At 46.6% G+C, this 26,010-nt stretch carries 22 protein-coding genes; 10 read left to right on the top strand and 12 right to left on the bottom strand.

Features of this window, described 5'->3' with window-relative positions; genetic code table 11:
- The first annotated feature begins 17 nt into the window (after window positions 1-17).
- Window positions 18-971, top strand: coding sequence for a CorA family divalent cation transporter (locus VEA_RS05670; RefSeq protein WP_012841472.1), 954 nt, complete (start codon window positions 18-20; stop codon window positions 969-971).
- 72 nt (window positions 972-1,043) lie between these two features.
- Here VEA_RS05670 and VEA_RS05665 read toward each other — a convergent pair whose 3' ends face one another.
- Window positions 1,044-2,228 carry an NnrS family protein gene (locus tag VEA_RS05665; RefSeq protein ID WP_006742411.1) on the bottom strand — a complete coding sequence of 395 codons (1,185 nt, stop codon included), beginning with the start codon at window positions 2,226-2,228 and terminating at the stop codon, window positions 1,044-1,046.
- A 184-nt stretch (window positions 2,229-2,412) separates the two neighbouring features.
- Between VEA_RS05665 and VEA_RS05660 the strand changes: the two genes are divergently transcribed.
- Window positions 2,413-2,964 (top strand): gamma-glutamylcyclotransferase family protein, encoded by a 552-nt coding sequence (locus VEA_RS05660; protein ID WP_012841471.1) that lies wholly within the window; start codon window positions 2,413-2,415, stop codon window positions 2,962-2,964.
- Between the two features lie 38 nt (window positions 2,965-3,002).
- Here VEA_RS05660 and VEA_RS05655 read toward each other — a convergent pair whose 3' ends face one another.
- Window positions 3,003-3,599, bottom strand: coding sequence for an outer membrane beta-barrel protein (locus tag VEA_RS05655; RefSeq protein WP_012841470.1), 597 nt, complete (start codon window positions 3,597-3,599; stop codon window positions 3,003-3,005).
- Between the two features lie 146 nt (window positions 3,600-3,745).
- Window positions 3,746-4,078, bottom strand: coding sequence for a tRNA-binding protein (locus VEA_RS05650; RefSeq protein WP_005494151.1), 333 nt, complete (start codon window positions 4,076-4,078; stop codon window positions 3,746-3,748).
- Window positions 4,079-4,254: 176 nt separating this feature from the next.
- Here VEA_RS05650 and VEA_RS05645 point away from each other — a divergent pair, with 176 nt between their 5' ends.
- Window positions 4,255-5,253 (top strand): substrate-binding domain-containing protein, encoded by a 999-nt coding sequence (locus tag VEA_RS05645; protein ID WP_006742409.1) that lies wholly within the window; start codon window positions 4,255-4,257, stop codon window positions 5,251-5,253.
- A gap of 90 nt (window positions 5,254-5,343) precedes the next feature.
- On the opposite strand, the gene VEA_RS05640 is transcribed toward VEA_RS05645, so the two are convergent.
- A complete protein-coding gene (locus tag VEA_RS05640) occupies window positions 5,344-6,732 on the bottom strand; it encodes an MFS transporter (RefSeq protein WP_006742408.1) in 1,389 nt (462 codons plus the stop codon).
- A 70-nt stretch (window positions 6,733-6,802) separates the two neighbouring features.
- The gene (locus VEA_RS05635; protein WP_005494146.1) at window positions 6,803-7,873 is read right to left on the bottom strand and encodes a cellulase family glycosylhydrolase; all 1,071 of its coding nucleotides are present in this window, start codon (window positions 7,871-7,873) and stop codon (window positions 6,803-6,805) included.
- Between the two features lie 212 nt (window positions 7,874-8,085).
- Between VEA_RS05635 and VEA_RS05630 the strand changes: the two genes are divergently transcribed.
- The gene (locus VEA_RS05630) at window positions 8,086-9,111 is read left to right on the top strand and encodes a LacI family DNA-binding transcriptional regulator (protein ID WP_006742407.1); all 1,026 of its coding nucleotides are present in this window, start codon (window positions 8,086-8,088) and stop codon (window positions 9,109-9,111) included.
- A 70-nt stretch (window positions 9,112-9,181) separates the two neighbouring features.
- Here the strand turns inward: VEA_RS05630 and galM are convergent, their stop codons facing one another.
- From galM to galE, 4 genes are all read right to left on the bottom strand, one after another.
- Window positions 9,182-10,246 carry a galactose-1-epimerase gene (gene galM / locus VEA_RS05625; RefSeq protein WP_012841469.1) on the bottom strand — a complete coding sequence of 355 codons (1,065 nt, stop codon included), beginning with the start codon at window positions 10,244-10,246 and terminating at the stop codon, window positions 9,182-9,184.
- 9 nt (window positions 10,247-10,255) lie between these two features.
- A complete protein-coding gene (gene galK / locus VEA_RS05620) occupies window positions 10,256-11,416 on the bottom strand; it encodes a galactokinase (protein ID WP_006742405.1) in 1,161 nt (386 codons plus the stop codon).
- A gap of 109 nt (window positions 11,417-11,525) precedes the next feature.
- Entirely contained in the window at window positions 11,526-12,578 is a 1,053-nt protein-coding gene (locus tag VEA_RS05615) for a UDP-glucose--hexose-1-phosphate uridylyltransferase (RefSeq protein WP_006742404.1), read from the bottom strand.
- A gap of 83 nt (window positions 12,579-12,661) precedes the next feature.
- Window positions 12,662-13,681, bottom strand: a complete 1,020-nt coding sequence (galE, locus tag VEA_RS05610; protein WP_006742403.1) for a UDP-glucose 4-epimerase GalE — start codon at window positions 13,679-13,681, stop codon at window positions 12,662-12,664.
- Between the two features lie 379 nt (window positions 13,682-14,060).
- On the opposite strand from galE, the gene ebgR reads away from it, so the two are divergent.
- The 4 genes from ebgR to VEA_RS05590 all read left to right on the top strand — a co-directional run bounded on the left by ebgR (window position 14,061) and on the right by VEA_RS05590 (window position 20,460).
- Complete coding sequence (gene ebgR / locus VEA_RS05605; RefSeq protein ID WP_012841468.1) at window positions 14,061-15,047, top strand: transcriptional regulator EbgR; 987 nt, start codon at window positions 14,061-14,063, stop codon at window positions 15,045-15,047.
- Window positions 15,048-15,393: 346 nt separating this feature from the next.
- A complete protein-coding gene (gene ebgA / locus VEA_RS05600; protein ID WP_006742401.1) occupies window positions 15,394-18,492 on the top strand; it encodes a beta-galactosidase subunit alpha in 3,099 nt (1,032 codons plus the stop codon).
- Window positions 18,493-18,495: 3 nt separating this feature from the next.
- The gene (locus VEA_RS05595) at window positions 18,496-18,948 is read left to right on the top strand and encodes a beta-galactosidase subunit beta (protein WP_012841467.1); all 453 of its coding nucleotides are present in this window, start codon (window positions 18,496-18,498) and stop codon (window positions 18,946-18,948) included.
- A gap of 78 nt (window positions 18,949-19,026) precedes the next feature.
- A complete protein-coding gene (locus VEA_RS05590) occupies window positions 19,027-20,460 on the top strand; it encodes an amino acid permease (protein WP_006742400.1) in 1,434 nt (477 codons plus the stop codon).
- Between the two features lie 47 nt (window positions 20,461-20,507).
- Here VEA_RS05590 and VEA_RS05585 read toward each other — a convergent pair whose 3' ends face one another.
- Window positions 20,508-21,428 carry a LysR family transcriptional regulator gene (locus tag VEA_RS05585; RefSeq protein WP_012841466.1) on the bottom strand — a complete coding sequence of 307 codons (921 nt, stop codon included), beginning with the start codon at window positions 21,426-21,428 and terminating at the stop codon, window positions 20,508-20,510.
- A gap of 112 nt (window positions 21,429-21,540) precedes the next feature.
- Here VEA_RS05585 and chrA point away from each other — a divergent pair, with 112 nt between their 5' ends.
- Together chrA and VEA_RS05575 are read left to right on the top strand one after the other, a co-directional pair.
- Complete coding sequence (gene chrA / locus VEA_RS05580; RefSeq protein WP_006742398.1) at window positions 21,541-22,680, top strand: chromate efflux transporter; 1,140 nt, start codon at window positions 21,541-21,543, stop codon at window positions 22,678-22,680.
- A 100-nt stretch (window positions 22,681-22,780) separates the two neighbouring features.
- Window positions 22,781-23,896 carry a phosphatase PAP2 family protein gene (locus VEA_RS05575; RefSeq protein ID WP_006742397.1) on the top strand — a complete coding sequence of 372 codons (1,116 nt, stop codon included), beginning with the start codon at window positions 22,781-22,783 and terminating at the stop codon, window positions 23,894-23,896.
- Window positions 23,897-24,032: 136 nt separating this feature from the next.
- On the opposite strand, the gene VEA_RS05570 is transcribed toward VEA_RS05575, so the two are convergent.
- Together VEA_RS05570 and VEA_RS05565 are read right to left on the bottom strand one after the other, a co-directional pair.
- Window positions 24,033-25,046: a tetratricopeptide repeat protein gene (locus tag VEA_RS05570; protein ID WP_006742396.1), complete on the bottom strand. Its 1,014-nt coding sequence runs from the start codon at window positions 25,044-25,046 to the stop codon at window positions 24,033-24,035.
- A gap of 20 nt (window positions 25,047-25,066) precedes the next feature.
- Window positions 25,067-26,008: a type II secretion system F family protein gene (locus tag VEA_RS05565; RefSeq protein WP_006742395.1), complete on the bottom strand. Its 942-nt coding sequence runs from the start codon at window positions 26,006-26,008 to the stop codon at window positions 25,067-25,069.
- Window positions 26,009-26,010: the final 2 nt, after the last annotated feature.

The following is a 26,010-nucleotide window of genomic DNA, read 5'->3' as shown; positions in this document are numbered from 1 at the left end:
CAGACAAGGAAAAGAAAATGGGTTTTATGATTGAACATTGGGATTTTTCAACCCCAGAAGCAACTCAGCAATCCACAACGGCGGAGCAGATTCAAGCCAAACATTGGTACCATTGTGAGCGGCTGCATCCCGATATTCGGGGCTGGCTAGAACAAAACCAAGTGCCACGTGCCACTGTTGATCACCTGTTAGCCGACGAGAGCCGACCGTCTTTCCACCCTTTGGATGACGAGAACTTCATGTTGATTTTACGAGGCGTCAATATGAATGGCGATGCTTCACCAGAAGACATGCTCAGTATTCGAATTCTCTATTTTCAAGGGGCACTGATTTCAACACGTAAGATCCCATCGCGTGCCATCATGGAAATTCGTCAAGCATTGGCGGAACACAAAGGTCCGAAAAGCCTTGCTGGTTTACTTCATCAGATTATTGAAGGATTAAATAGCAAAATAGACGTTTACCTCGATACGATTGAAGAGACGTTAAACCAGTTTGATGTGAATGATGAATCGACGTACAAGCATATGGCGACTCAAAAAGCGCTTATCTCCATCAAACGTTTTATTCGCCCTCAGCAATATGCTATTCGTGATCTCGTTGAATCAGAGTCCGAGCTGGTGGCTTTAAGGCCCCATCAATATCGCTTCGCCCACAATAATATTACGCGCATAAATGAAACACTTGAGTTTTATCTTGGAGAAGTCGCTCTCTTTCAAGAAGAAATCAAACATCATCGTGACGAGAAAACTAATAAAAACAGTTATCTATTTACCTTGGTGGCGACTATTTTCTTGCCAACCAGCTTCCTAACAGGTTTGCTTGGCATCAACATTGGCGGTATGCCAGGCGTGGAATCCGCCATGGCGTTCACCTGGTTCTGTATCGCTTTAATTGTCATCTTTGCTCTAGAGTGGTGGCTATTCAAACGTTTGGGGTTCACGAATAAAACGGACGACGAAGACGAATAAGCGCTAATCCTATAAAGAACAAAAATCAAAAGAGGAGCGCGCGGCTCCTCTTTCTCTACTCACATTAGAGCCCTATCCGGGATGACCATCAACGCGAGGTGTAATAAGCATCACGCCAAAGCGCCACACAAACAGGCCAAATGCGACAATCCATAACCCGCCGCTGATATCAATCCACAGCATCATATTGGCAGGATCAAATATCACGGCAAAACTGCGAACCAAAGCTGCCGCGGTAATCGCCGCAAACGCAAAGCTCATGTTCGGACCTTTGTAGATCATGCGACCAGTATGTCCCATCGTCACGCGCGCGATCATCGCCAAAATCAAACCGCCTAATGCACCTATCGCAAACAGGTGAATCAGGTTATGGCTAGCAAATGCGTCTCCCCAAGCACCTCGTAAAATTAAGCTTAGTGGCAAACACAAATACGCAGCATGCAGCGACCACACTAAAGGCTCGCTCAGGGTTAACCAAGGTTTCCAGCGAACAAAACGCACCAACTGAGCAACTCCTGCAAACAGCATCAACGGATTGCCTAATTCTGCAAACGTCACAGGGAAAAAGCTCAGCACAAATAGCATTACCAACGGCAAGTTCGCGAACCATTCTAACCAAGCCAGTGGTTGCGCTTTTTCGAAATTAAATCGACGCGCAGTAAAGAATGGAATCACACGTCCGCCCATGACCGACAATAACAGCGTAAACCACCACAACATCGCCTGCCATACAGCAGAAGAGCTAAACGACGGCATGCCTTTTATTGTTGCGTAGCTTGCAAAGTTCGCAAAAATGGCCAAAAGAAACAGCGGTACAAAAAACAGATTACGCCAACCTTTGGCTCGATAAACACGAATGCCTACCTCATAGGCAACAAACAACAAAAATACCGCTTCAATGCTGCTGGTTAACCATAACGGCGCTGACGTCCAAAGCAATATTCGGGGCGCGAGCCATAAGCCAAATAAGACCAAAAGCGTGTAATGCTTGGTGCCATTAATGCCAGTCCAGTTTTGTACCGCGGTCAATACAAAACCAACCACAATCGCCATCGAAAAGCCGAACAACATTTCATGAACGTGCCACCATAATGCCGGTACAGTTAATGCGTTTGGCTGTCCGCTCTGGAACATCCACACCCACAACGCGATCGCAACAATGGCGTAAATCGACCCAAACAGAAAAAACGGCCGAAAGCCTAACCGCAGCCATGCGGGGATTTTTTCTTCCACTTTTTTATCGGTGATATTCAGCATTATCTTGCCCTCAAGCGTCTCTCGATGCTGGTTAACTCAACTACAATATTGATGCTACCATAAACATGCATAAAAAATACATGTTATTAGTTAGGATTATACTTAAGAGGTAAAGTTGTGCTTCAGAGGCGGGTTAGGTATAAACGGTGAGAGACACAACCATCAGTTAAGGGATGCAACGAAGATGTACATATTTGGCTATGGCAGTTTGATTAATTCTGCGTCACGTAAGTTAACCGGACAAACGGGAGAAGCCATTCCCGTCATTGCTCATGGACTGGTGCGCTACTGGGGAAAGATTGATGACAGCTACACTCTGTCTCCTCTGGTTGTGAACCAAGGCGATGGGCAGGTCAACGGCGTTTTACTCGAAGTGAATGAAGAAGCTCTCGCAGAATTCGATCGCCGTGAGCGTGGTTATCATCGTATTCAAATTCAGCCAGATCAAATCGAAACGGACGCGAACTTTAACCAAGAACATAGCATCTGGGTTTACGTAAAAGACGAGCCATTACCACCGTGCGTAAAAAACCCAATCATGCAAAGCTATGTCGATACCGTGCTAGCAGGTTGCTTAGAAGTATCTCATGCGTTTGCAGAGCATTTTGTGCGTCACACCATTGGCTGGCAACACGCAAAAGAAAATGACCGCCATCAACCTAAATATGGCAACCTAGCAGGCGTGCAAGAGCATCATTACGAGTTGATTGATAATCTAATAAAAAAAGGAGCCTAACGGCTCCTTTTTAGTATCTATGTTTTGCTTATGCGAGCTTAAAACTTGTAATCAACGCCAACGTACAGGCTGTCAAAATCAAATTCAAGATCGCCACCACCTTCAACATCGATGGTTACTGTAGAAGCACGGTAGCCACCAGAAACAACCAGACCTGAAGCAAATTCATAACCCACTTCAGCACCATAGTTAAAGCCAGCATCGCTACCATCAGTCTTACCAGTGAAACCAGAAAGGTTTGATTTTGCCTCTAAATCAACCCCAGTTACACCTAGACCAACAACAGCACCAACATAAAAACCAGTGCCAGAGAATTGGTACTTAGGTTTAGCATTAAGGTTGAATGAATAACCTTCAACAGTAGCTTCTAACCAATTACCCGCGCCCGATGCTTTTTCTTCGAAGCTACCGTAGTAAATGTACTCACCTTCTAAAGCCAATTTGAAGTTTTCTGAATATTGCAGCTCTTTACCTACCGCAATACCCAAACCTGTAGCTGAAGAGCTGTAAGAGTGACCTTCAACTTCAAGATCAGAGTTAAGAATATCTGCGCCAACATACCAGTTACCTTTTGCTTGAACTGACGCTGAAGCAACCACTGCACCTAAAGCCAATAATGGCAATACTTTTTTCATTATAATTTCCTATGTTTTTCATACTGTTAAACAGTTTTTAAAAGCGCGGAGATTATAAATAGAGTTGAATATATTCCTATTGATTTATTTATAAAATGAGACACAAAACATAAACACGAACAATAAAACGTTTGCTTGATTAAACTCTAAACAATTCTCACCCCAGTCGGCATCGCTCTTTCTGGCGTAAGCAACACACTTTCGGACTCATCATCCGTTTCTGCGCATAACAACATACATTCTGAGGTTTCACCGCGCATTTTGGCTTTGGCAAGATTACACAACACGACCACTTGTTTGCCCATCAACTCTTCCTCGGTGTAATAAGGTACTAGGCTGGTTACGGTTTGCAGTGTTTTTTCACCAATATCAATTTGCACAATGTACAGCTTGTCTGCATTTTGATGACGAGCCACTTCAATGATTTTTCCGGTACGAATTTCCAGTTTGGCAAAATCTGAGTAAGCGATAGTTTCCATAATTAAAACCTCAGTAAAGTTTTACTAAAAAGATAACGTTTACACTATCAGTAAGCTTAATAAATACAAGTGGTAAAGATCTCATTTCCGAAAGCAAATCCCCTATCAAATTGCACTTATTACACAATGGGTGTTTAATACTTCCAGTCAAAATTTTTAGCCACTAAAGGTTCTATATGGCAACGATCAAGGATGTCGCGAAAGAAGCCGGTGTTTCGGTCGCAACGGTTTCTCGCGTGATCAACAAGTCCCCAAAAGCCAGTCAATCATCGGTAGAGTCGGTCACCAAAGCAATGAGCAAATTGGGTTACAGACCCAATGCCGCAGCTCGCGCACTGGTGAGTCAAAGCACAAATACCATGGGTGTGTTGGTGAGTGATGTGTCCGATCCTTTCTTCGGCACGCTGGTCAAATCCGTCGATAATATCGCGCGCGAAAATGGCAAACATATCTTGATTGGCAACGGGTATCACAATCCAGATGATGAGCGTCAAGCCCTAGAATTGCTGATCAACAGCCGTTGCGATGCAATAGTCATCCACTCGAAAGGCTTATCTGATGAGGATCTAATTGGCTACGCCCAAGAAGTAAAAGGTATGGTGCTTATCAATCGTCATATCCCAGAGCTGGCTGAACGCTGTATTTCCCTTGATAACCGCAAAGGAGCATTCCTCGCGACAGAATATTTAATTCGTCACGGGCATCGCAAAATCGCTTGCATTGCCTCATCCCACGATATCGAAGATACAGATGAGCGATTGCAAGGTTACCAAGCCGCATTGAAAGAACATGGTATTGAACTCTCCAAAAGCTACATCGAATACGGTGAACCCAACAGTGATGGTGGCGAAGTTGCGATGACCAACCTGTTAACCAAATCTTTGGAGATTACTGGAGTGGTGGCCTACAACGACTACATGGCCGCTGGCGCACTGGCAGCGTTGAATCAAAATGGCATTGACGTACCAAGTAAGGTTTCTATGGTCGGGTTCGATGATGGCTTAATCGCCCGCTTTGTTCACCCTAGCTTGACTACTATTCGCTACCCAATCGAGATGATGGCAGAACGAGCCGCCCGTCTGGCTTTGGCGCTATCTCGTGACGAAAAAATTGAAGACGAAACCATTATTTTTAGCCCAACTTTAGTACGAAGAAACTCTGTCGAGCGTTGTTGATGGTGGATAACCTGTAAATTGAAAACGAAAAGCCCGCTCAGGTTATTGAGCGGGCTTTTTCTTTGAGCACTTGTCGAGACGATATGGATTCTAGCTCAAGGCTTCGTTCGGTTTTGCAGACTTCACGTCAACGCCTTCCGCAAACTCACCACGCTGTAATTTTTCTCGTAAAATCGCGTGTTGGTCTTCGGTAAATGTGTAGCGAGACATAATGAAAATGCGCACTAGAGCTCCCAATGCCGGTAGCAACGCAATACAGAAGAACATACCACTGAGCGCGGTTTCCGTTTGCGCCGCATTTGGTACATAGCCAATCATCGTCAAGATAACCCCCGTTAAGCCGCCCGCTACTGCAACAGAGAGTTTGCCTGTAAAGGTCTGTCCCGAGAACGTGATCGCCGCGGTACGTTTGCCGCTGTGGTAGTAAGAGTACTCTACTGTGTCTGCAATCATGGCCGAGATAAGAGGGTTGGTCATCATAAAGATGCCTGTAATCACCGCTAACCACGCCATCACGACCGTTGGATTATCATAGCCAGTAAAATAGAACCCAATGCGAGCGATGATCTCTAAAACGCACAGCGCAATAAAGATGTCACGTTTTTTGAAACGCTTTGTCAGCACAGGCGTAGCTAAACACGCAATCGCACTTACCAAAGTGATGGTACCAATCAGAGAGACTAAACCTGCGTCACCCATGTTGTATGTGAAGAAGAAAATGTATAAGCCATTCACCAGATTGAAGAACACATTCATGAAAAACGCTGCCAGAATAAAAAACAACGGCTTGTTTTTACGAACGGCTTGAAAGGTTTGTTTTAGCGTGACTTTTTCGCAGCTCTTCGTCGAGATGCGTTCTTTGGTGTTATAAAAACCGTTCAGCATGAAGAACAAACCCGCGATCATCAACACAATCACAGCTGGTAAGTAACCCTGATCTGCTCGGCCATCAGCGAAGTAAGCGCTCAGTTTCGGGAACACAACCAAAGTTGCACCAATACCTGCATTCACCCCTAACATGGCACAAGTTGCCGCTTTTGCTCGCTCTTGCGGTTCATCCGTCATAACAGAAGACATAGACCAAAACGGCACATCAGAAATGGTGTAAAGCGTACCCCAAAGAATGTAAGTGATACCGGCATACATCACTTTTGTCGACGTATCAGCATCAATGTTATAGAACGCGGCAACCGTGACCAGAACAATCAGAATCGGCGTAAACAGCATGTAAGGGCGGAATTTACCAAAGCGAGAGTCTAGCGTGTCCATGTATCCGGCAATGAGCGGATCGTTCACCGCATCCCACACACGAGCAATCAAAAAAATCGTACTCGCCGCAATTGGAGAAATGCCCAAAATATCGGTATAGAAATAAAGAATAAAAGAGCCGACTAGACCAAAGCTAAAGCACTGGCCTACCCCATAGCCGAAGTAAGACATCAGCTCCTTATTGGTGAGTTTGTTTTGTAGAGTAGTCATTGTTCACGTCTCAATTGATTTTATTGTAAATAATAAACCGACCCACTTCTCAGAGTCGGCTCACAGGCAATTAATCCACTTCTGCGAGTGTTTTGATCAATTGCACTTCGCTTGCGTCATACGGCTGTCCTTGCTCATCAAGCAGATCGTGGAACCATTGACTCGCATAGTTTGCATCGCTACGTTTTATCTCTGGCCAAGGCAGATGCGTTTGTGTTTTTCCTTTCACTAATCCCCACTGGTAGCAGCCAATGTTTTTCTGTTTAAAGACCGGAAGCTGTTCGTGCATGTACGATTGCGCATGACGAGCAAGCCACTCAGTACACATCATTGGTCGGTTGTAGCTTTCTACAATTTCAACGGCTTTATGGAACAGATCGAGTGGTAAGTAAGCGTGGAAAGTAATGATGTCCGATAGCTCCATCGCTTTGCGATCGGTTGGGTGTTCATAAATCGGCAGGCTTCGGTCAAGAATGCTTGGCGCATGCCAAGCGCCAACTGTGAGAGGCTGAGTTGGGTTTTCTTCACGTGCCCACTCAAACGCTTGTTCCATCAGCTCATGACTAAAGATTTCCATTTCTTCGTCGTAAGCGATCTCACCCGTAGTGGTGAAAATCATGCGGTTGGTTGGCTCGTTATAGAGATCCCAAATAACGATTCGAGGGTCATTTTTGTAGGTAGAGATGATGTCGCGAATATACGCTTCGACCTCACCCCACATAGATTTGTCCATCACCACATTGCGACCAGGACTTGCTGCTGCTTGGCTATTGTGCAAATCCGGTACTGGCGCTTTTTGTTCACCAAGATAAGGATGGTCGCCCGAAAAACCGCAGTCATCCATCGGCGTGAGCATCACTTTGATTTGATTGCGTTCGCAAATATCCAGAAAGCGCTCAATTCGCGCATGTAAACCATCGCGATCCGCTTGCCAAACTATAAATGGTAAGTTGGTACGTAAAGTGTTGTAACCCACATCATGCGCCCAAGCTAACTCTTGTTCCATCACCTCAGGTGCAAAGGATTCCGCTTGCCACATCTCATTCCAGTTAACCGCTGTGCGCGGTAAATAGTTAAAGCCACGTAGCCAGCCATGCTCTTTTTGCCATTGCCACGCTTTCTCTTCCGACCATCTTTTCATCTTACTCACCTTAAAACTAAATTATTAACTAATAATATTAGCTAATATATTAATTAGTAATTTAATGACTAGATGTTCAAAGAATAAACGTGGTAAAAATCACAGCTTTTAAGTTACTCTGACTTACTTTTGTGATCTTAATCTTTAAAGGATGATCCGAACTTAATCTTTAGCTAATATCTTTAGCTAACGAAATTACGTAAAAGAGCAGAATGGCTAAAAAAATCACCATGAGTGACATTGCGGCGGCGGCTGGCGTCTCTCAGTCGACCGTATCGCTGGTATTGAATGGCTCAACTTCCGTAAAAATCGCGGAAGCGACCAAACGTAAAGTGCTCGAAACCGCAGAATCACTTGGCTACAAAAACAAAAAGGTTGCCCATGCTTTGGGACGCCCTAAAAAGATCGCATTGGTGATCAACGGCTTAACCAGTTATGACCCATTTATCGATGCCATCAATGCAGCGAGAGAAGAAGCGTGGTCGAACGACTACATATTGGTGACGTTCAATTACAGCCATGATGAAGTGTTGGCAAGCAAGATTGAGTCGGAGATCAACGGCGGTGATTACGCAGGTTTGGTTTATGCATCCAGTATGACGCGAGAGTTGGAGCAGCAACGCGTCACAACTTCCTTACCGACTGTGCTGCTGAACTGCACCAACGAAGAACACACCGAAACGCCAAGTATTTTGCCGGCCGATATGATTGGAGCTTACAAAGCAGTTTCACACCTCACAGCGCAAGGCTATCGTCGCATTGCCATGCTGTCTGGTGAAAGTTGGATGCTAGCCAGTAAGCAACGTGCCGATGGTTATCGTCAGGCTCTCATTGATGCAGACATCATTCCTAACTCAGAGTATTTAGTCGATGCAAACTGGTCGCTAAAAGAAGCGCACCAGCAAACACTGGCACTACTGAATATGGAGCAGCCGCCAGAAGCGATTTTCTGTGGCAGCGACTATATGGCAATGGGGTGCTACCAAGCGATAGCAGAGTTGGGGTTGAAGATTCCTCAGGATGTTGCCGTTGTCGGTTACGATAATCAGCAAATCGCCTCTGAAAGCTTTCCAGCATTAACGTCGGTTGAACTGCCCTACTCAGACATGGGTAAACTCGCAATCGAATCGTTGATGGCACTGATTGAAGGGCAACCGTTGCTTTCTAACAAACGCAAAGTAGAGGGTGAGCTCATCGTTCGAACCTCTTCGACAAAAACAAAAAAGGTGGGCATGTAGCCCACCATAACACCCAAAGTCGTTGGAGTTGCATCGCTGCCGCTGCAAGTTCAAAGGGCAGAAGTGCTATCTAAAATTCAAACTGATAAGTAGTTTGATGCTGATAGCAATCCCCAGAGCTCAACACCCCATTGTTGAGTCCCCATTCTGGTTTGTTTGGCCCGTCTGGAAAGTACTGCGTTTCCAATGCTAGGCCGTCATAGCGTTCGTAAGTTTTACTTGCACCGGGCGTACCGGCTAAGAAATTACCTGAATAAAACTGGATGGCAGGCTTGGTGGTTTTCACCTTCATCACCACATCTTCTTTTGGTGCAATTACAACCGCAGTGACAGACACGCCATCGGTCACTTCAGGCATGAATACAAAGGCGTGATCGTAGCCACCAGCAGTTTTCTGATCTTGCTCAGCAAGAAATTCTTGGCCAATCGATTTTGGCTCGGTGAAGTCGAAACTGGTACCCGAAACTGGTTTTTGTTCACCGGTAGGAATTAACCCCGCATCCGTTGGCAAGTAATGCCCAGCATTGAGCTGTAAAGTATGATCCAAACTTTTTGCGCGGCTCGCCTCACCAGCCAAGTTAAAGTAGGCGTGATTGGTTAAATTCACTGGTGATGTTTTGTCGGTCTTAGCATCATAGGCGATAGCTAGTTCATTCTCGTCAGTGATCGTGTACGTCACCTTCACATCGAGATTTCCCGGATAGCCTTGATCACCGTCCGGGGAGCGAAGTGAAAAAGTGACCTGTTGATCATTTTGCTTTTCAACCTTCCAGCGGCGCTTATCAAACCCTTCCAGCCCACCGTGCAGTGAGTTTTCACCGTTATTGATACCAAGTTGATACTTCTCTCCGTCTATCTCAAACTGCCCCTTCGCAATTCGGTTAGCAAAGCGGCCAACAATGGAACCGAAGTAAGCGTCTTGCTTCATGTGTTCAGCCATATTTGGTGAGCGCAACAACACTTCACGGTTTTCACCATTTACCGGTAATGTGCAACTCAACCACGTCGCACCGATATCCATAAACGACGCCGTCATACCATTCGCGTTGGTCAAATGAATCAGATTCGCAGTTTGGCCATCAAACGACGGCGTTTGCGCCATCGCTTGTTCTAGTTGTTGAAAATAGGCTTTCATCATCATTCCTTACAGCACTTCAACCAAACCCGCACCATTTTTGGCTTGGCAAACATAAATCGACTCTTTTAAGCCCGTAGCCGCTTGGTACTTCGCTTCAACTGCCGCTTTCACGTCATCAACCAGTGCTGGCGGTACAAGTGCCACGATGCAACCACCAAAGCCACCGCCGGTCATGCGCACGCCGCCTTGATCGCCGATCACCTCTTTGACTATCTCCATCAGCGTATCGATTTCTTTTACCGTGATTTCGAAATCATCGCGCATCGAGGCATGAGACTCGGCCATCAGCTCGCCCATACGCTTCATGTCGTGTGCTCGCAGCGCTTGCGCCGCTTCCACAGTACGATCGTTTTCTGTGATGACATGACGGGCACGTTTTGCCACCATTTCATCCAGCTCAGCGACTTTCTCGTTGAACTGCTCAATCGTCACATCGCGCAGCGCTTTCACACCGAAAATGCGCGCTGCTTCTTCACATTGCTGACGACGAGTGTTGTATTCGCTGTCGACCAAACCACGTTTTTTATTCGAGTTGATGATCACGACTGCCATGTCTTCTGGCATAGAGACCGCTTCTGTTTCAAGACTACGGCAATCTAATAGCATCGCATGATTTTCACGCCCTTCCGCTGAAATCATTTGATCCATGATGCCGCAGTTGCAACCGACGAATTCGTTCTCTGCTTGCTGACCGTTTAAGGCGATTTCGGCTTGGCTGATTTCAAGGTTAAACAGCACTTTAAACGTTTGACCGATCACCACTTCCAATGCCGCCGATGAGCTCAAACCCGCGCCTTGAGGTACGTTGCCGCTGACTGAAATATCCGCCCCAGTAAACTGGTAGCCACGCGCCAGAAGACACTTCACCACGCCGCGAATGTAGTTCGCCCACATTTTATCTTGCTGGAAAGTAATGGCTTGTATGATATCGAATTCGTCCACTACGTTACCGTAATCGACCGACACCACACGCACGATATTGTCTTCACGCTTTGCCGCCGCCACGACCGTTTGGTAGTTAATGGCACACGGTAGGACAAAACCATCGTTGTAATCGGTGTGCTCACCAATCAAGTTCACACGACCAGGCGCTTGGATAATATGGCTAGGTGCGTAGCCCAACACTTGCTCAAATGACGCTTTCACATTTTGGATAAGTTCAGACATAGGGACGTTCTCTTAAAATAGTAATTTGTGTGGGATAGCGCGTTGAGCCTAACTTTCTATCTGTAAAGTCGCGCTATCCCGTTATTCGTAATCAGTCCAATTTAAAGACTTAGCATTCTTTGTAGTGGACATCACTCACATCACGCAGACGTTGCGCGGCTTGCTCTGCGGTGAGATCGCGTTGGCTTTCTGCCAGCATTTCGTAGCCCACCATGAACTTACGAACCGTGGCACTGCGCAGTAGTGGCGGATAAAAAAGTGCATGAAGCTGCCAATGGTCGATGTCTGTGCCTTGGTCAAAAAACGGCGCGTAGTGCCAGCCCATTGAATATGGGAATGAGCATTGGAATAAATTGTCGTAACGGCTGGTCAGCTTCTTGATCGCTAGCGCTAAATCGTCTCGTTGCTCATCGCTGAGTTCGCTCATGCGACGAATGCGCGTTTTCGGCAACAACATGGTTTCGAACGGCCAAGCAGCCCAGTAAGGCACCACCGCCAGCCAGTGTTCGGTTTCCACCACAATGCGTGAACCGTCTTTGAGTTCCGCTTGTACGTAATCCACCAGCAAGTTGCTGCCGTGTCCTTGGTAGTAGACTTTTAGGTTGTGCTCTTTACGCTCGATTTCATTTGGTAAGAAGCTGTTCGCCCAGATTTGACCGTGCGGATGAGGCTGAGAACAGCCCATGGTTTCGCCTTTGTTTTCGAACGCCTGAACCCAAATGTATTCCTTGCCGAGCTCTTCAATTTGCTCATTCCATGTATCAATCACGCCACGAATTTTATCCACTGGCAGCTCCGGTAAGGTTTTGCTGTGATCTGGCGAGAAGCAAATCACTCGGCTCAAACCACGCACGCCTTGCGTTTTGAATAGCGGGTTGTTTGACTCTGGTGCATCTGGTGAATCCACCATCAGCGCAGCAAAATCGTTATTGAACACATAGGTGCCTTCGTAATCTGGATTAACATCGCCAGAGATACGTTCGTTGGTTGGACAAAGGAAACATTTACCGTCATAGCTTGGTAGCTCATCCAATGCGGGCTTTTCATCTGCGCCGCTCCAAGGGCGTTTTGCACGGTGAGGTGAAACCAAAATCCATTGCCCAGTCAGAGGGTTGTAACGGCGGTGTGGATGATCCACTGGGTTAAATTCGACATTCGACATGTTACTTACTCAACTCTTTAAAATTCTTCAAACTCAGCTTCCCAAAACCGTGAGAAGCGCAGATGGCCACGCGGCGACTGCAATTACTCCGGGGAATAGCCACTAGGGTTGTTTGACTGCCAGTTCCACGTATCGGCGGTCATTTCAGCTACCGTGCGTGTTGCTTTCCAGCCTAGTTCACGCTCGGCTTTTTCCGTGCTTGCCCAACATTCAGCAATATCCCCAGGACGACGCGGGCAAAACTCGTAAGGCACTGGTTTACCGCAAGCGGCCGCGAACGCATCCACCATCTCAAGTACGCTCGAGCCTTTACCTGTACCTAAGTTGTAAATGTGCAAACCCGATGTTTCCCCCACCGATTTCAAAGCCGCAATATGGCCGTCGGCCAGATCCATCACATGGATGTAATCACGCACGCCAGTGCCGTCAGGGGTTGGGTAGTCGCTACCGAATACCGCGAGTTTTTCTCGGCGGCCAACAGCGACTTGGGCGATAAATGGCATCAGGTTATTGGGAATGCCTTGTGGGTCTTCCCCCATGCAGCCCGATGGGTGCGCGCCAACTGGGTTGAAGTAACGCAGTAAGGTGATGCTCCAGTCGTTTTCAGCATGGAACAGATCGCTTAAGCACTGCTCCACCATATATTTGCTGCGTCCGTATGGATTGGTGGTTGCGCCTGTTGGTGAATCTTCCGTAATCGGCACTATTTCAGGGTCACCGTAAACCGTTGCCGATGAGCTGAATACGATGCTTTTCACGCCCGCTTTACGCATGCTGCGCGCTAACACCAATGAGCCATTGACGTTGTTGTCGTAGTACTCAAGTGGTTTTGCCACCGATTCGCCAACTGCTTTGAGGCCAGCAAAGTGGATCACGGCTTGGATGTCGTGCTGCGCGAATACCGTATCCAAAAAGGCTTCGTCACGGACGTCACCTTGGTGGAACGCAGGCTGTTTGCCAGTCAGCGCTTCAATACGGTTTAACACTTCCAGTTTGGCGTTACACAAGTTGTCGACGATGATAGGTTCTATTCCCGCTTCAATCATCTGAACGCAAGTGTGACTACCGATATATCCCATACCGCCTGTGACAAGAACTTTCACTTTTGCTTCTCCACGTTTGCTGCTTTCTGTTCATACCTCACTCTGATGCGCTAAAAGCCAATCGCTATTGCATCGAATCAGTACGCCCATTTCTTAACTGGCTAAAAGTCTAGCAACCAATCTCGATCCAGATCCGTGATCGAATTCAAATTGTGTAAACGTTTCCACAAAATTACACAAAAGCCTTATTTTAGATGCTGACTTTAGTTAAATTAAACCAGGAAGATGATGAGCAGTGAAGATGAGTCGAACAGATACCGCTCTCTTTCGTGGATCGCACGATTTTACTAAAAGTTTGTGCATCCCTAAGTAGCTGTTTACAATAGCCAGATTATTGAGTTCTCACTTGGACTGTGAGCAATGCCAACGGGAAATGTACATGGCAACACTAAAAGATATCGCCACTGAAGCGGGCGTCTCACTTGCAACTGTATCGCGAGTTTTGAATGACGATCCGACGTTGAGCGTTAAAGAAGAAACCAAACGCCGCATTTTAGAAATCGCAGAAAAGCTGGAGTACCGCACCAGCAGCTCGAAGAAAGCCACCAAAGAAGCCAAGCAAAAACATCACTTTTTGGCCTTGTACAATTACAAACAAGAAGCAGAAGTGAACGACCCGTACTACTTGTCGATTCGTCATGGGATTGAAACTCAGTGCGACAAACTCGGCATTACGCTAACCAATTGCTACAACAGCGAAATTGATATTGAAACGCAGAAGATCACGGGTGTCCTTTTAGTCGGGAAAGTCGACCAAAAGGTGGTCAATAAGTTACCTAAACGCCTAGCCGATAGCATCTGTTACATCGACTTTTCAGATCCAACTAGTCCTTACGATTGCGTTGATATCGACCTTGTAAGAATCAGCAAGCAAGTGGTTGATTTCTTTGTACAACAAGGCTACGAGCGTATCGGATTTATTGGTGGACAAGACGAACCCAACACCGCAGACATTCGTGAAAATGCGTTTGTGGACTACGGCAGTCTAAAAGGTGTGGTTTCTGAAGACGACATTTATCGTGGCGATTTCTCTAGCTTGTCCGGTTATGACTTAGCGAAAGAGATGCTGGCCAAAGGCGATTTCCCAAAAGCGATGTTCATTGCTTCGGACTCCATTGCGATCGGTGTGTTACGAGCAGTGCATGAGTTTGGTTTAAACATTCCTGATGATATTGCGCTGATCAGCGTGAACGACATTCCTACCGCGCGCTTTACCTTCCCTCCTCTATCTACCGTTCGTATTCATTCTGAAATGATGGGGATTCAAGGCGTGAACTTGTTAGTAGAAAAATACCGTGACGGACGCGCACTGCCCCTTCAAGTGTACGTTCCAAGCAAGCTCAAGCTACGCGGCACAACTCGATAAAAACACCCTCAAAACTGCTCAAATAAAGCACTGAATTTTCAGTGCTTTTTATTTCTTCTTTTATTTTCTACCGAATTTTTACTGTTTTTACTTTCCAAAACAATCTAGAACGCATTCCTTTACTCTGATCACATCTTGCTCAACATTGGTCATTTAAAACGTGACCAAGTTAAAGTAAAACGTTTTCACTGATTTATTTTAGTAAAACTTTTACTAATATCTTTCTCAGATTATTCATAAGCATTTTTCACAATACATCGGCCGTTGTTTTTGCACTGATGTTGAGCCGCGATGAAACCAATCCGCACTCCAACATAAGCGCACCAAGCCGAGGGGAGATCAAAACGTGAACAATTGGGAAAACTTCCAACACTTACACGAGAATCGTATGGCACCGCGTGCGTACTTTTTCTCCTACGACTCTGTTCAGAGCGCACAAACCTTTCAACGTGAACTGAGTCGCCGCTTTATGTTGCTCAGCGGCCAATGGACATTCCGTTATTTCACCAACCCAATGTTGGTACCTGATGAGTTTTACTCACAAACAATGAACGGCTGGGGACACATTACCGTCCCAAACATGTGGCAAATGGAAGGCCACGGCGATCTGCAATACACCGATGAGGGCTTCCCATTCCCGATCGACGTCCCGTTTGTACCAACCGACAACCCAACGGGCGCTTATCAACGCACATTTACACTTGGTCCACAGTGGGGTAACCAACAAACCATCATCAAGTTCGACGGCGTGGAAACCTACTTTGAAGTGTACATAAACGGCGAGTACGTCGGCTTTAGTAAAGGCAGCCGACTCACAGCGGAATTCGACATTTCCAAGTTCGTCCAACAAGGCGAAAACTTACTCTCTGTACGCGTGATGCAGTGGGCCGATTCCACTTACATTGAAGACCAAGACATGTGGTGGACGGCGGGGATATTCCGTGATGTTTACCTAATCGGAAAAGAGAACATTCACGTCCAAGACCTAACAATTCGCACCGATTTCGCCGACGATTACCAAAGTGCGACGCTCAGTGCTCAAATCGAATTGGAAAACCTTTCCACCGCTATCGCGTCTGGCTATACGCTGGAATACGCGCTGCATGACAAAGGCACTGTCGTAGCCAGTGGTCAATGCGATTCACTGACTATCCAAAACCACCACTCAACAAGCTTTGCGATTGATATGGTGAGCCCAACGCATTGGACGGCTGAAAATCCTTACCTTTACCACTTGTTCATTACCTTAAAAGATCACCAAGGCAACGTAGTGGAAGTGATCCCACAACGCGTGGGTTTCCGTGATATCAAGGTGCGTGATGGCCTGTTTTACATCAACAATCAATACGTGATGCTGCATGGTGTCAACCGTCATGACAACGACCACCTAAAAGGTCGCGCAGTGGGCATGGACCGAGTGGAAAAAGATCTGATTTTGATGAAGCAACACAACATCAACTCAGTTCGCACCGCACACTACCCGAACGACCCACGCTTCTACGAGTTGTGTGATATTTACGGCCTGTTTGTGATGGCAGAAACCGATGTGGAAACCCACGGCTTTGCCAACGTTGGCGACCTGAGCCGTATCACCAATGATCCAGCATGGGAAGCGGTGTTTGTTGATCGCGCAGTGCGCCATGTGCACGCACAGAAAAACCACCCATCGATCATCATGTGGTCACTCGGTAACGAATCGGGTTATGGCTGTAACATCCGAGCGATGTATACCGCGACCAAAGCAATTGATAACACCCGTTTAGTTCACTACGAAGAAGACCGCGACGCTGAAGTCGTCGATGTGATTTCGACGATGTACTCACGCGCTCAACTGATGAATTACTTTGGCGAGCACCCACACGAGAAGCCACGCATTATCTGCGAATACGCACACGCGATGGGCAATGGACCAGGTGGTTTAACCGAATATCAAAATGTGTTCTATGCGCACGACCACATTCAAGGTCACTACGTTTGGGAATGGTGTGATCACGGCATTCTAGCGCGTGATGAACACGGCCAAGAGTTCTACAAATACGGCGGCGATTACGGTGACTACCCAAACAACTACAACTTCTGTATGGATGGTCTGATTTACCCAGATCAAACCCCGGGCCCAGGCCTGAAAGAGTACAAACAAGTCATTGCACCGGTGAAAATCCGCGCCGTTGAAGGTTGCCATGACCGCTTCATCGTTGAGAACAAATTGTGGTTCACCAACCTCGATGATTACACCATTACTGCTGACGTGCGTGCCGAAGGTGAAACCCTGCATAGCGTGCAATTCAAAGTCAAAGCTTTGGTCGCCAACAGCGAACGTGAAGTGACCATCGACTTGCCAGAATTGGATGAACGCGAAGCCTTTGTTAACTTCACCGTACGCAAAGACAGTCGCACGCTTTACAGCGAAGCCAACCATGAAATTGCGGTGTATCAGTTCCAACTGAAAGAAAACACCGCGACGTTGCCTGCGCTGGTCAACCACAATATTCAACCCTTGGTGCTTGAAGAAAGCCGCCTAGAGCACGTGATCACAGGTCATAACTTCGCGCTTACTTTCTCGAAAGTAAACGGCAAGCTGACTTCTTGGCGCGTAAATGGCGAAGAGATCATTCAATCAGAGCCGAGACTGAACTTCTTCAAACCGATGATTGATAACCACAAACAAGAGTATGAAGGTTTGTGGCACCCAGCGCATCTGCAAATCATACAGGAGCACTTCCGCACACTTGCTGTGGAAGCAACTTATGATTCCGTCTTGATTACGACCACCAGCATCATTGCGCCGCCGGTCTTTGATTTTGGCATGCGTTGTACCTATCGCTATCAAATCAATGCTCAAGGCCATTTGAACGTGGAACTGAGTGGCGAGCGCTACGGCGACTATCCTCACGTGATTCCGGTCATCGGCTTGGATTTGGGCATCAACGGCAGCTTTGATCAAGTGAGTTACTACGGTCGCGGCCCTGAAGAGAACTATCAAGACAGCCGCCAAGCTAACCTCATTGATGTTTACCACACCAATGTGGCGGACATGTTCGAGAACTACCCGCTCCCGCAAAACAACGGCAACCGCCAACACGTGCGCTGGGCCTCACTCACCAACCGTCATGGCACAGGGTTATTGGTGAAACCTCAGCAAGAAATCAACTTCAGCGCGTGGTTCTACACCAACCAAAATCTGCATGAAGCGCAACATACGATCGAGCTAGAAAAGAGTGGCTACATCACCCTTAACCTTGACCATCAAGTGATGGGATTGGGCTCGAACTCATGGGGCAGCGAAGTGTTCGACTCTTACCGCGTGTACATGGACGAGTTCCGTTACGGTTTGACGCTGATGCCACTGCAAGCAGGCGATTGCAACGCACAAGTGATGGCAAACCATGATTTCGACAACGCGTTTTTCACTCAAACCAATACTCAATCAGTCAACGAGGCGTAACCCATGATCGTGTTAGACAGCTTAGAGCAATTCAAACAGGTATATCGCAACGGTCGTAAATGGAACCGCTGTGTGGAAGCCATTGGCAACATCGGCAACATCAAAGATGGCGTGATGCACTCGATTGGCGATTCACTGGTTTACATGGTTGAAGATGGCATCGCGAAACAAACCGAAACGTTCATCGGTAACCGTCGTTACTTCGATGTGCATTACTACCTCGAAGGCCGAGAAACCGTTGAGTTCGCGGATAAAACCACGTTAACCCTAGAACAAGCTTATCGTGATGAAACTGACCGCGAATTTTTTTCTGGTCAGGGTGAAACACGTGAGCTTTGCGAAGGCCAAGTGGCGATTTTTGAAAACAGTGAAGCGTACCGCTTCCACGGAGACAACCGCGTAAGAAAAGTGGTGCTCAAAGTGACCATCGAAGATGGCTACTTCCTAAATAAATAAAACAAGAGAAGGGCTGTGGTCACAGCATTACAAGCCCTTCCTCCCTACAATTCCAACGTGATTCACCGGAGATAGAACATGTCTGAATCCAAACGTAATACGATAGGCAAATTCGGGTTGTTGTCCCTCACCTTTGCTGCAGTATTTAGCTTTAATAACGTAATCAATAACAACATCGAGATCGGTCTAGCGTCTGCGCCAATGTTCTTTCTGGCGACCATTTTTTATTTCATCCCTTTCTGTTTGATCATCGCAGAATTCGTATCTCTGAATAAAGATTCTGAAGCGGGTGTCTACGCATGGGTAAAAAGCTCACTCGGCGGTCGCTGGGCGTTTATCTCTGCCTACACTTATTGGTTCGTTAACCTATTCTTCTTCACGTCCTTGCTGCCGCGTGTTATCGCTTATGCGTCTTACGCGTTCTTGGGCTATGAATACATTCTGACGCCATTCACCACTACCGTACTCAGTATGATTTTGTTTGCGTTTGCGACCTACGTATCGACGAACGGCGCGAAAATGTTGGGGCCAATTACGTCGGTGACCTCCTCCCTCATGCTGCTACTGACAATGTCGTACATTTTACTGGCTGGCGCAGCGTTGATCGGCGGCGTAGAACCAGCTGACCCAATTACTGTAGAAGCGATGATCCCTGATTTCAGCTGGGCATTTTTAGGCATTACTACATGGATCTTTATGGCGGCAGGCGGTGCGGAATCGGTCGCGGTTTACGTAAACGATGTGAAAGGCGGCTCGAAATCGTTCGTTAAAGTCATCATCATCGCAGGTATCTTTATCGGCGTGCTTTACTCAGTTGCGTCTGTTTTGATTAACGTATTTGTTCCTAGCGAAACCCTAAAATACACGGGAGGCTCGGTTCAAGTATTTGAAGGTTTGGCTGCGTACTTTGGTTTGCCAGAAGTATTGATGAACCGCTTCGTAGGCTTGGTATCCTTTACCGCTATGTTTGGCTCTCTACTGATGTGGACAGCAACGCCAGTGAAAATCTTCTTCTCTGAGATTCCAGAAGGCATTTTTGGTAAGAAAACCGTAGAGCTGAACGAAAACGGCGTGCCAGCTCGCGCAGCTTGGTATCAGTTCCTTATCGTTATCCCATTGATGATCATCCCAACATTAGGTTCTAACACCGCTCAAGATCTGATGAACACCGTGATCAACATGACCGCGGCGGCATCCATGCTGCCACCGCTGTTCATCATGCTGGCTTACCTGAATCTGCGCTTGAAACTGGATCACGTCGAGCGTGATTTCAAAATGGGCTCACGCAAAATGGGCATCGCTACCGTATCGGTACTGATCGCTATCTTTACTGTTGGTTTCTTAGCATCGACCTTCCCTACGGGGGCCGACATCATGACCATCATTTTCTACAACGTTGGCGGTATCGTGATTTTCCTTGGCTTTGCTTGGTGGAAGTACAGCCAATACGAAAAATCATTGAATCAGGAAGAGCGTATAAAAGAAGCCGCGCCAGCTTCGCAAGCGGTATAACACAGACTCTCAATGACAAACATTCTGGGCACCCTTTGGTGCCCTTTTTATATGTGAGAGGTAATGGTCGAAGAAACTAATTCGCGTAGCCAAATGCCTTTGTCTTCATTGTTTCGGCTGGAATGCCACAGCATGGCAATATCAAAATCCGCAACGGCGATCGGCGGATTAACAGTAATGAGATCGTCCGAAAAGCCCTCCGCCAACGCCATTTTTTCTGGCACGATGGCAATGAGATCGCGCTTTTTCAATAAATGCCGAATGGTGAGAAAGTTGCGCGACGCCACGGTGACTTTACGGCTTAAGCCATGTTCTGCGAGCTTTTGGTCTACTTGTGTCTTCAAGCTCCCATCGGGACTTACCAGAGCTTGCTCTATGTTAGCGAACGCTTCCAGAGACAGCTGTGTTTCCCCTTTCAATACCTGTTTATCACACATGCACACGTGCTTTTCCGTGTACAAGTACAAGCTCTCAAAGTTGTCATCCAACACTGGCATGCTGCCAATAATGACATCGAGCTTTTCGTGCTCAGTTAATGCCACGTAGTTGCTGCGATTGACGTTAATAAAACTGATCTGGGCCTCTGGTGCGCGCTGGCGTATTTCGTCATAAAGCCGAGGAGCAAAAATAAACTCGGCATAATCCGTTAACCCAATGCGACATATACCCGCGTAATTTTCAGGTTGGAAGGCAGACTTAGTGAGCAAGTCTTTGGCGATAGAGTCCAGCAAATGATGCACGGTTGGCGCGATGTGGTGAGCGTGCTCGGTGGGCTCCATCTTGTGCCCTTTTCGCTCAAAAAGCGGGTCGTCAAACAACAACCTTAAACGAGACAAACTATGACTCATCGCCGACTGGCTAACGTAACTTTTCTCTGCCGCAACGCTAACGCTTCGATAGCGATACAAGTAGGAAAACGTCACCAATAAGTTCAAGTCAATGTTGCGCCATTGAATGTCCTCTTTCACCTCAGCACCCTTATCCCATTTCATTCATAAATGAAATTAAATTTATCAATTTGAGTCATTTTAGAGCATCCGATAAATTAGCAACAATGCTTTTTAGATAAACAGGCTCGACATGTTCACCATCTTCAAAACTTTTTTCTGGCTGGGTTGGTTCAGCTTCGGCGGCCCTGCGGCTCATATCGGTTATTTTCGCCAAACCTTTGTTGAGAAACTGAAATGGCTTGATGACAGCGAGTACGCGCAAATTGTCGCGCTCAGTCAGTTTTTGCCGGGACCCGGCTCAAGCCAAGTCGGCTTTGCATTGGGTTATAAACGCGGCGGTTTAGGTGGCGCATGCGCAGCATTTGTCGGATTCACGCTTCCTTCGGTGATCATCATGTTGTCGCTGGCGATGGTGAGCAGCCAAATCACCGACACCGCAGTGTTCCAAAACATCGTTCACGGCCTAAAACTGCTCGCTGTCGTCGTCGTGGCGGATGCGGCTTGGGGCATGTACAAAAACTTCTGCCAAGGCAAACTGACCGCGGGTTTGTGCGTCGCGACTGCGATTGCGTTGCTGGTGGCACCAAGCATCATGACGCAAATGCTCGTGTTGCTCGCAGCAGGTTTTGTCGGCATGCGATATCTGAAGAAAGACTCCGCGCCATCAGCCGAGCCGTTTAAACCGTCTATCGCACCATTGGCTCTATTTACGGTGCTTTTGCTCGGCTTACCGTTAGTGGCTCATACGTTACCTTTGCTTGGACTGTTTAGTGATTTTTTCCAAGCTGGTAGTTTAGTGTTTGGTGGCGGTCATGTGGTGCTGCCGCTTCTACAAAACATTGTTGGCGACCAGCTCAGCCAAGATGCATTTTTAACAGGCTACGCCGCTGCACAAGCTGTACCGGGGCCAATGTTCACCTTTGCGACTTTTATCGGTTATGAGCTTTCGGATACGCCAATTTTAGGCGCTCTGATCGCAACGCTTGGCGTATTCCTCCCAGGGTTTCTTTTACTGCTTGGCGTTCTTAAGAACTGGCAAGCACTGGCAGGCAAACCGTTGGTCTCTGGTGCCATCAACGGTGTAAACGCCTCGGTAGTAGGATTGTTACTCGCGGCACTTTACCAGCCAGTATTTAGCAGCGCAGTTGTTGCTCCCATCGACATGGCGTTAGTGATTGCAGGTTTTTATATACACAAAAAGCTCAACCTTTCGGTGCTGTGGATGATCGTGTTTTTTGTGGCGGCAGGCCTTGTCACGGGCATGATGTAAAAATCTTAAACGACAAACTCTTAGCGGGCACTTAAATACAAGTGCCCGTTTTCTCAACTAAGCTTAATGACATTGGAAGGATAGAGATGATGGATCGTCGATGGAACAAGACAACAATTACCAGATCAACGTAAGTTGGCAGCAAAAAGCAGCGACTTGGCTCCAGTCTATGAAGAACGAGTTATTGATCGATAAGATTTTCTACACCTATTGCTTTATCTCGACTGCTGTCATTTATCTTTGTTCTTTATATCTCGATTTCCCTATTGATTACTCTTTTACCACTTACCTTGAAACGCTCATACAAGCTTTGTATGTCACAGGTTTAAGCTGGTGTATCTACTATTATTTCTATCTCATACTGCGCAAAGAAAAACAGCCAGCAAAGCGCTTCATACGAAAACTGAAGCATCTTATTTTTCCACTGCACCGCCCTGTATCAGTGTTTGTTTCGATGATGGCACTTAACCTGATTTTCTCTAACCACACGTTTTTGAAATCGCTTATTCCAATCATCAATCCTTTTAAATGGGATCTAACCTTTGCGAATATTGATACGCTGTTGCACTTCGGCGTTGCACCTTGGGAATTGACCCATGCATTGTTCTCCAATGCTTGGGCCTCACTGGTGCTAAACGTAGCCTACAACGCATGGTTTTTTTGTATGTGGGGTATACTCATCTTTTTCCTTATCTACAAAAAATACCCGTTGGTAAGGCAACAATTTTTACTCACGTTCGCATTGTCTTGGATGATTCTTGGTGTCTTCTTCGCCACGTTACTCTCTTCAGCAGGTCCTTGCTACGTGGAGCTTATCACTGGAGATGAACAGTTTGTTCCTCTGATGAAAACGCTCGAAGCCCAAAGCCAATATCTTACCAATGTGGACGCTGGGCAATTGTGGGCATTGCCTACACAGCAATATCTTTGGGATGAGTACATCGCGAATGCCAATGGTATTGGCTCTGGCATTTCGGCAATGCCGAGTTTGCACGTTTCCATTGCTGTTTTGATGGCGCTATCAATTTATAGACTCAACAAAACCATCGGCTACTTTGCTTACGCTTTCGCCGTCATCATTCAAATCGGTTCGGTACATTTAGCGTGGCATTATGCGATTGATGGCTACCTCGCAACACTCTTGACGGTGATGTTATGGAAGATAGTTGGTTGGGCTTTGCGGCGCTATGTTTCTTACCCTGAAAGAAGCGAATGAACGGCTAATTGAACAAACACCTTTGCAACGGACTACTCTCCATAAATGAAAAAGTCCCCAAAAATGAAAAAGTCCCTAAAAATGAAAAAGCCACTCCATCTTGCTGAGTGGCTTTCTTTTTAAAGAGGCTGTGAAGCTATTGGAGAAGCGCGGTAGAGGTATCCCCTCGCTCTCTGACCATTGCTAATGCTCGCTCTAAGTTTTTATTTGCCAGTTCATAGTAGGCAGGATTCTTATCAATAGCCTGTTGTAGATAAGGAATCGCCTCGCCTGGTTTGCCTTGAAGGATCAAGAAGTAACCAACATTATTGAGTGCTTCCGGCTCTGTCATGTGTCGACTAAAAATACTCAGAGCTTGTCGTGGTTGATCTTTTGCCAGTGCAATGAGACCCAAGTTATTGATTCCCTTTTCATCCCCCGGCTTAATGCTCAGCGCAGCTTGAGTAAAGTGCGCCGCTTTTGAATAAGCTTTTTCCATGTAGTAGGAATAGCCTAGGCTGACTAAAGCATTGACGTTTCTTGAATCAATATCCAACGCTTTTCGAATTAATGCCTGCGCAATATCGTGGTCGCCACGAATGTCGTAAAGTACACCTAGACCAGAGTAAGCAGAAACCGGTGATTTATCATCATAGCGATACGTTGCAACGCTCTCAGCTGTAATGTTGTCTTTGGTGATAATCGGATCGCCATCCATACGAATTTGATCAGCATTCAAAGCGCGGATGTAGTAACTCTTCCCGACGTCCTTTTCGCCACGTTTCGTATACAGAGTGCCAAGTTCTGTGAGGGAACCAATGTGATCAGGGTTCTCTGCTAAAGATGCTCGAAATGATTTATCCGCAAGTTCTGAATTCTCTCTTGCCAAATGGATACGCCCCACGGTGTATAACGTTTTGTCTTTATGGACCGCATTCGGGAAAGAGAGCGAGCGAATGTATTCATACAACGCTAAGTCGACATTTTTATTGCTTAATGCAATATCCCCTCGAGAGATTGCCTCTTCCTCTGTTTTTGGAGGTTCATCATTGGTGAGTGACTCAACGGGCTTACCTGAGTACAGCGTTGAATCGAAGTCTGATGACTGTTCAGTTGTTGAACATGCGGTAAGCACCAACAACGAGATGATGACGTATTTCTTAATCCACATAACGATCCCTATTTTGCTTTTTAATTAGAAAATGCCTCAGCCAATGAAATTAACGCAGGTCCAATAGCCACGATGAAAAAACATGGCCAAATAAACAGCACCATTGGAAACATCATTTTGACTGGGATTTTTGCAGCAATTTCTTCTGCTGCTTGTTGACGCTTATCCCTATAGTCTTCGGTATACTCACGCAAGGAGTTGACTAAGCTCCCACCTATTCGAGAGGCGTGACTAAGCATGCTCACCAGCCCCATCAATTCTTCTAACCCTGTCCTTAATACTAGCTCTCTTAAGGCTTCAGGCATTGGTTTACCCGCTTTAATTTTATTGCACACCGTGTCTATTTCATCGGCAAGCTCTGGGTGCGAGATAACCAACTCATCTGCAACGCGACGCAAAGCCGCATTAAAGCCAAGCCCTGACTCGGTACAAACCACCAGCAAATCGAGCATGTCAGGCACACCTGCACGAATCGCTTGCTGACGCTTGTTGACCATTCGGCGCAAAATAAAATCAGGAATCAGAAGCCCAATAAATACGGATAACGCCATGTAGGTGTACAGATATTTAGATTCCGGAATCGAGAAATACACCAGTGCCGCCACCATCACACCTAGTATTGTTGTGACCGATTTAATGGCATAGAACATCGACAATGCATTGCTTTCATGAAACCCAGCATGCATCAGTTTATTGCGTGTCGTTTGGCGCTCTTTTTCACTGGTTGGCGAAGTTAAAGGCGCTAACGACTCCAATGTGTCAGCCATTTTTTTGTTGTGGTGAGAGACTTCTTTTTTATCACCAGACAGTTCGGCTAACTTTCTTTTAATTGGCGAGTTAACCCCGATAATTACCGAGCCCAGCGTCATCACCACTAACACGGTGGTGATGAGGATCAACCCCATGAGTAACGTCTCTTGGCCGACAGCAAAACCGTTTAACCATCCTTGAATGCTTTCCATAG

This window comes from Vibrio antiquarius (genome assembly GCF_000024825.1).
GTDB classification, from domain to species: Bacteria; Pseudomonadota; Gammaproteobacteria; order Enterobacterales; family Vibrionaceae; genus Vibrio; species Vibrio diabolicus.
This window is presented reverse-complemented; position numbering and strand designations above follow the sequence as displayed.

What these genes read in the sequence shown, in the direction of transcription:
- VEA_RS05670 (WP_012841472.1), top strand. Translation starts at nt 18, where the DNA reads ATGGGTTTTATGATTGAACATTGGGATTTTTCAACCCCAGAAGCAACT.
- VEA_RS05665 (WP_006742411.1), bottom strand. Translation starts at nt 2,228, where the DNA reads ATGCTGAATATCACCGATAAAAAAGTGGAAGAAAAAATCCCCGCATGG.
- VEA_RS05660 (WP_012841471.1), top strand. Translation starts at nt 2,413, where the DNA reads ATGTACATATTTGGCTATGGCAGTTTGATTAATTCTGCGTCACGTAAG.
- VEA_RS05655 (WP_012841470.1), bottom strand. Translation starts at nt 3,599, where the DNA reads ATGAAAAAAGTATTGCCATTATTGGCTTTAGGTGCAGTGGTTGCTTCA.
- VEA_RS05650 (WP_005494151.1), bottom strand. Translation starts at nt 4,078, where the DNA reads ATGGAAACTATCGCTTACTCAGATTTTGCCAAACTGGAAATTCGTACC.
- VEA_RS05645 (WP_006742409.1), top strand. Translation starts at nt 4,255, where the DNA reads ATGGCAACGATCAAGGATGTCGCGAAAGAAGCCGGTGTTTCGGTCGCA.
- VEA_RS05640 (WP_006742408.1), bottom strand. Translation starts at nt 6,732, where the DNA reads ATGACTACTCTACAAAACAAACTCACCAATAAGGAGCTGATGTCTTAC.
- VEA_RS05635 (WP_005494146.1), bottom strand. Translation starts at nt 7,873, where the DNA reads ATGAAAAGATGGTCGGAAGAGAAAGCGTGGCAATGGCAAAAAGAGCAT.
- VEA_RS05630 (WP_006742407.1), top strand. Translation starts at nt 8,086, where the DNA reads ATGGCTAAAAAAATCACCATGAGTGACATTGCGGCGGCGGCTGGCGTC.
- galM (WP_012841469.1), bottom strand. Translation starts at nt 10,246, where the DNA reads ATGAAAGCCTATTTTCAACAACTAGAACAAGCGATGGCGCAAACGCCG.
- galK (WP_006742405.1), bottom strand. Translation starts at nt 11,416, where the DNA reads ATGTCTGAACTTATCCAAAATGTGAAAGCGTCATTTGAGCAAGTGTTG.
- VEA_RS05615 (WP_006742404.1), bottom strand. Translation starts at nt 12,578, where the DNA reads ATGTCGAATGTCGAATTTAACCCAGTGGATCATCCACACCGCCGTTAC.
- ebgR (WP_012841468.1), top strand. Translation starts at nt 14,061, where the DNA reads ATGGCAACACTAAAAGATATCGCCACTGAAGCGGGCGTCTCACTTGCA.
- VEA_RS05595 (WP_012841467.1), top strand. Translation starts at nt 18,496, where the DNA reads ATGATCGTGTTAGACAGCTTAGAGCAATTCAAACAGGTATATCGCAAC.
- VEA_RS05590 (WP_006742400.1), top strand. Translation starts at nt 19,027, where the DNA reads ATGTCTGAATCCAAACGTAATACGATAGGCAAATTCGGGTTGTTGTCC.
- chrA (WP_006742398.1), top strand. Translation starts at nt 21,541, where the DNA reads ATGTTCACCATCTTCAAAACTTTTTTCTGGCTGGGTTGGTTCAGCTTC.
- VEA_RS05575 (WP_006742397.1), top strand. Translation starts at nt 22,781, where the DNA reads ATGGAACAAGACAACAATTACCAGATCAACGTAAGTTGGCAGCAAAAA.
- VEA_RS05570 (WP_006742396.1), bottom strand. Translation starts at nt 25,046, where the DNA reads ATGTGGATTAAGAAATACGTCATCATCTCGTTGTTGGTGCTTACCGCA.
- VEA_RS05565 (WP_006742395.1), bottom strand. Translation starts at nt 26,008, where the DNA reads ATGGAAAGCATTCAAGGATGGTTAAACGGTTTTGCTGTCGGCCAAGAG.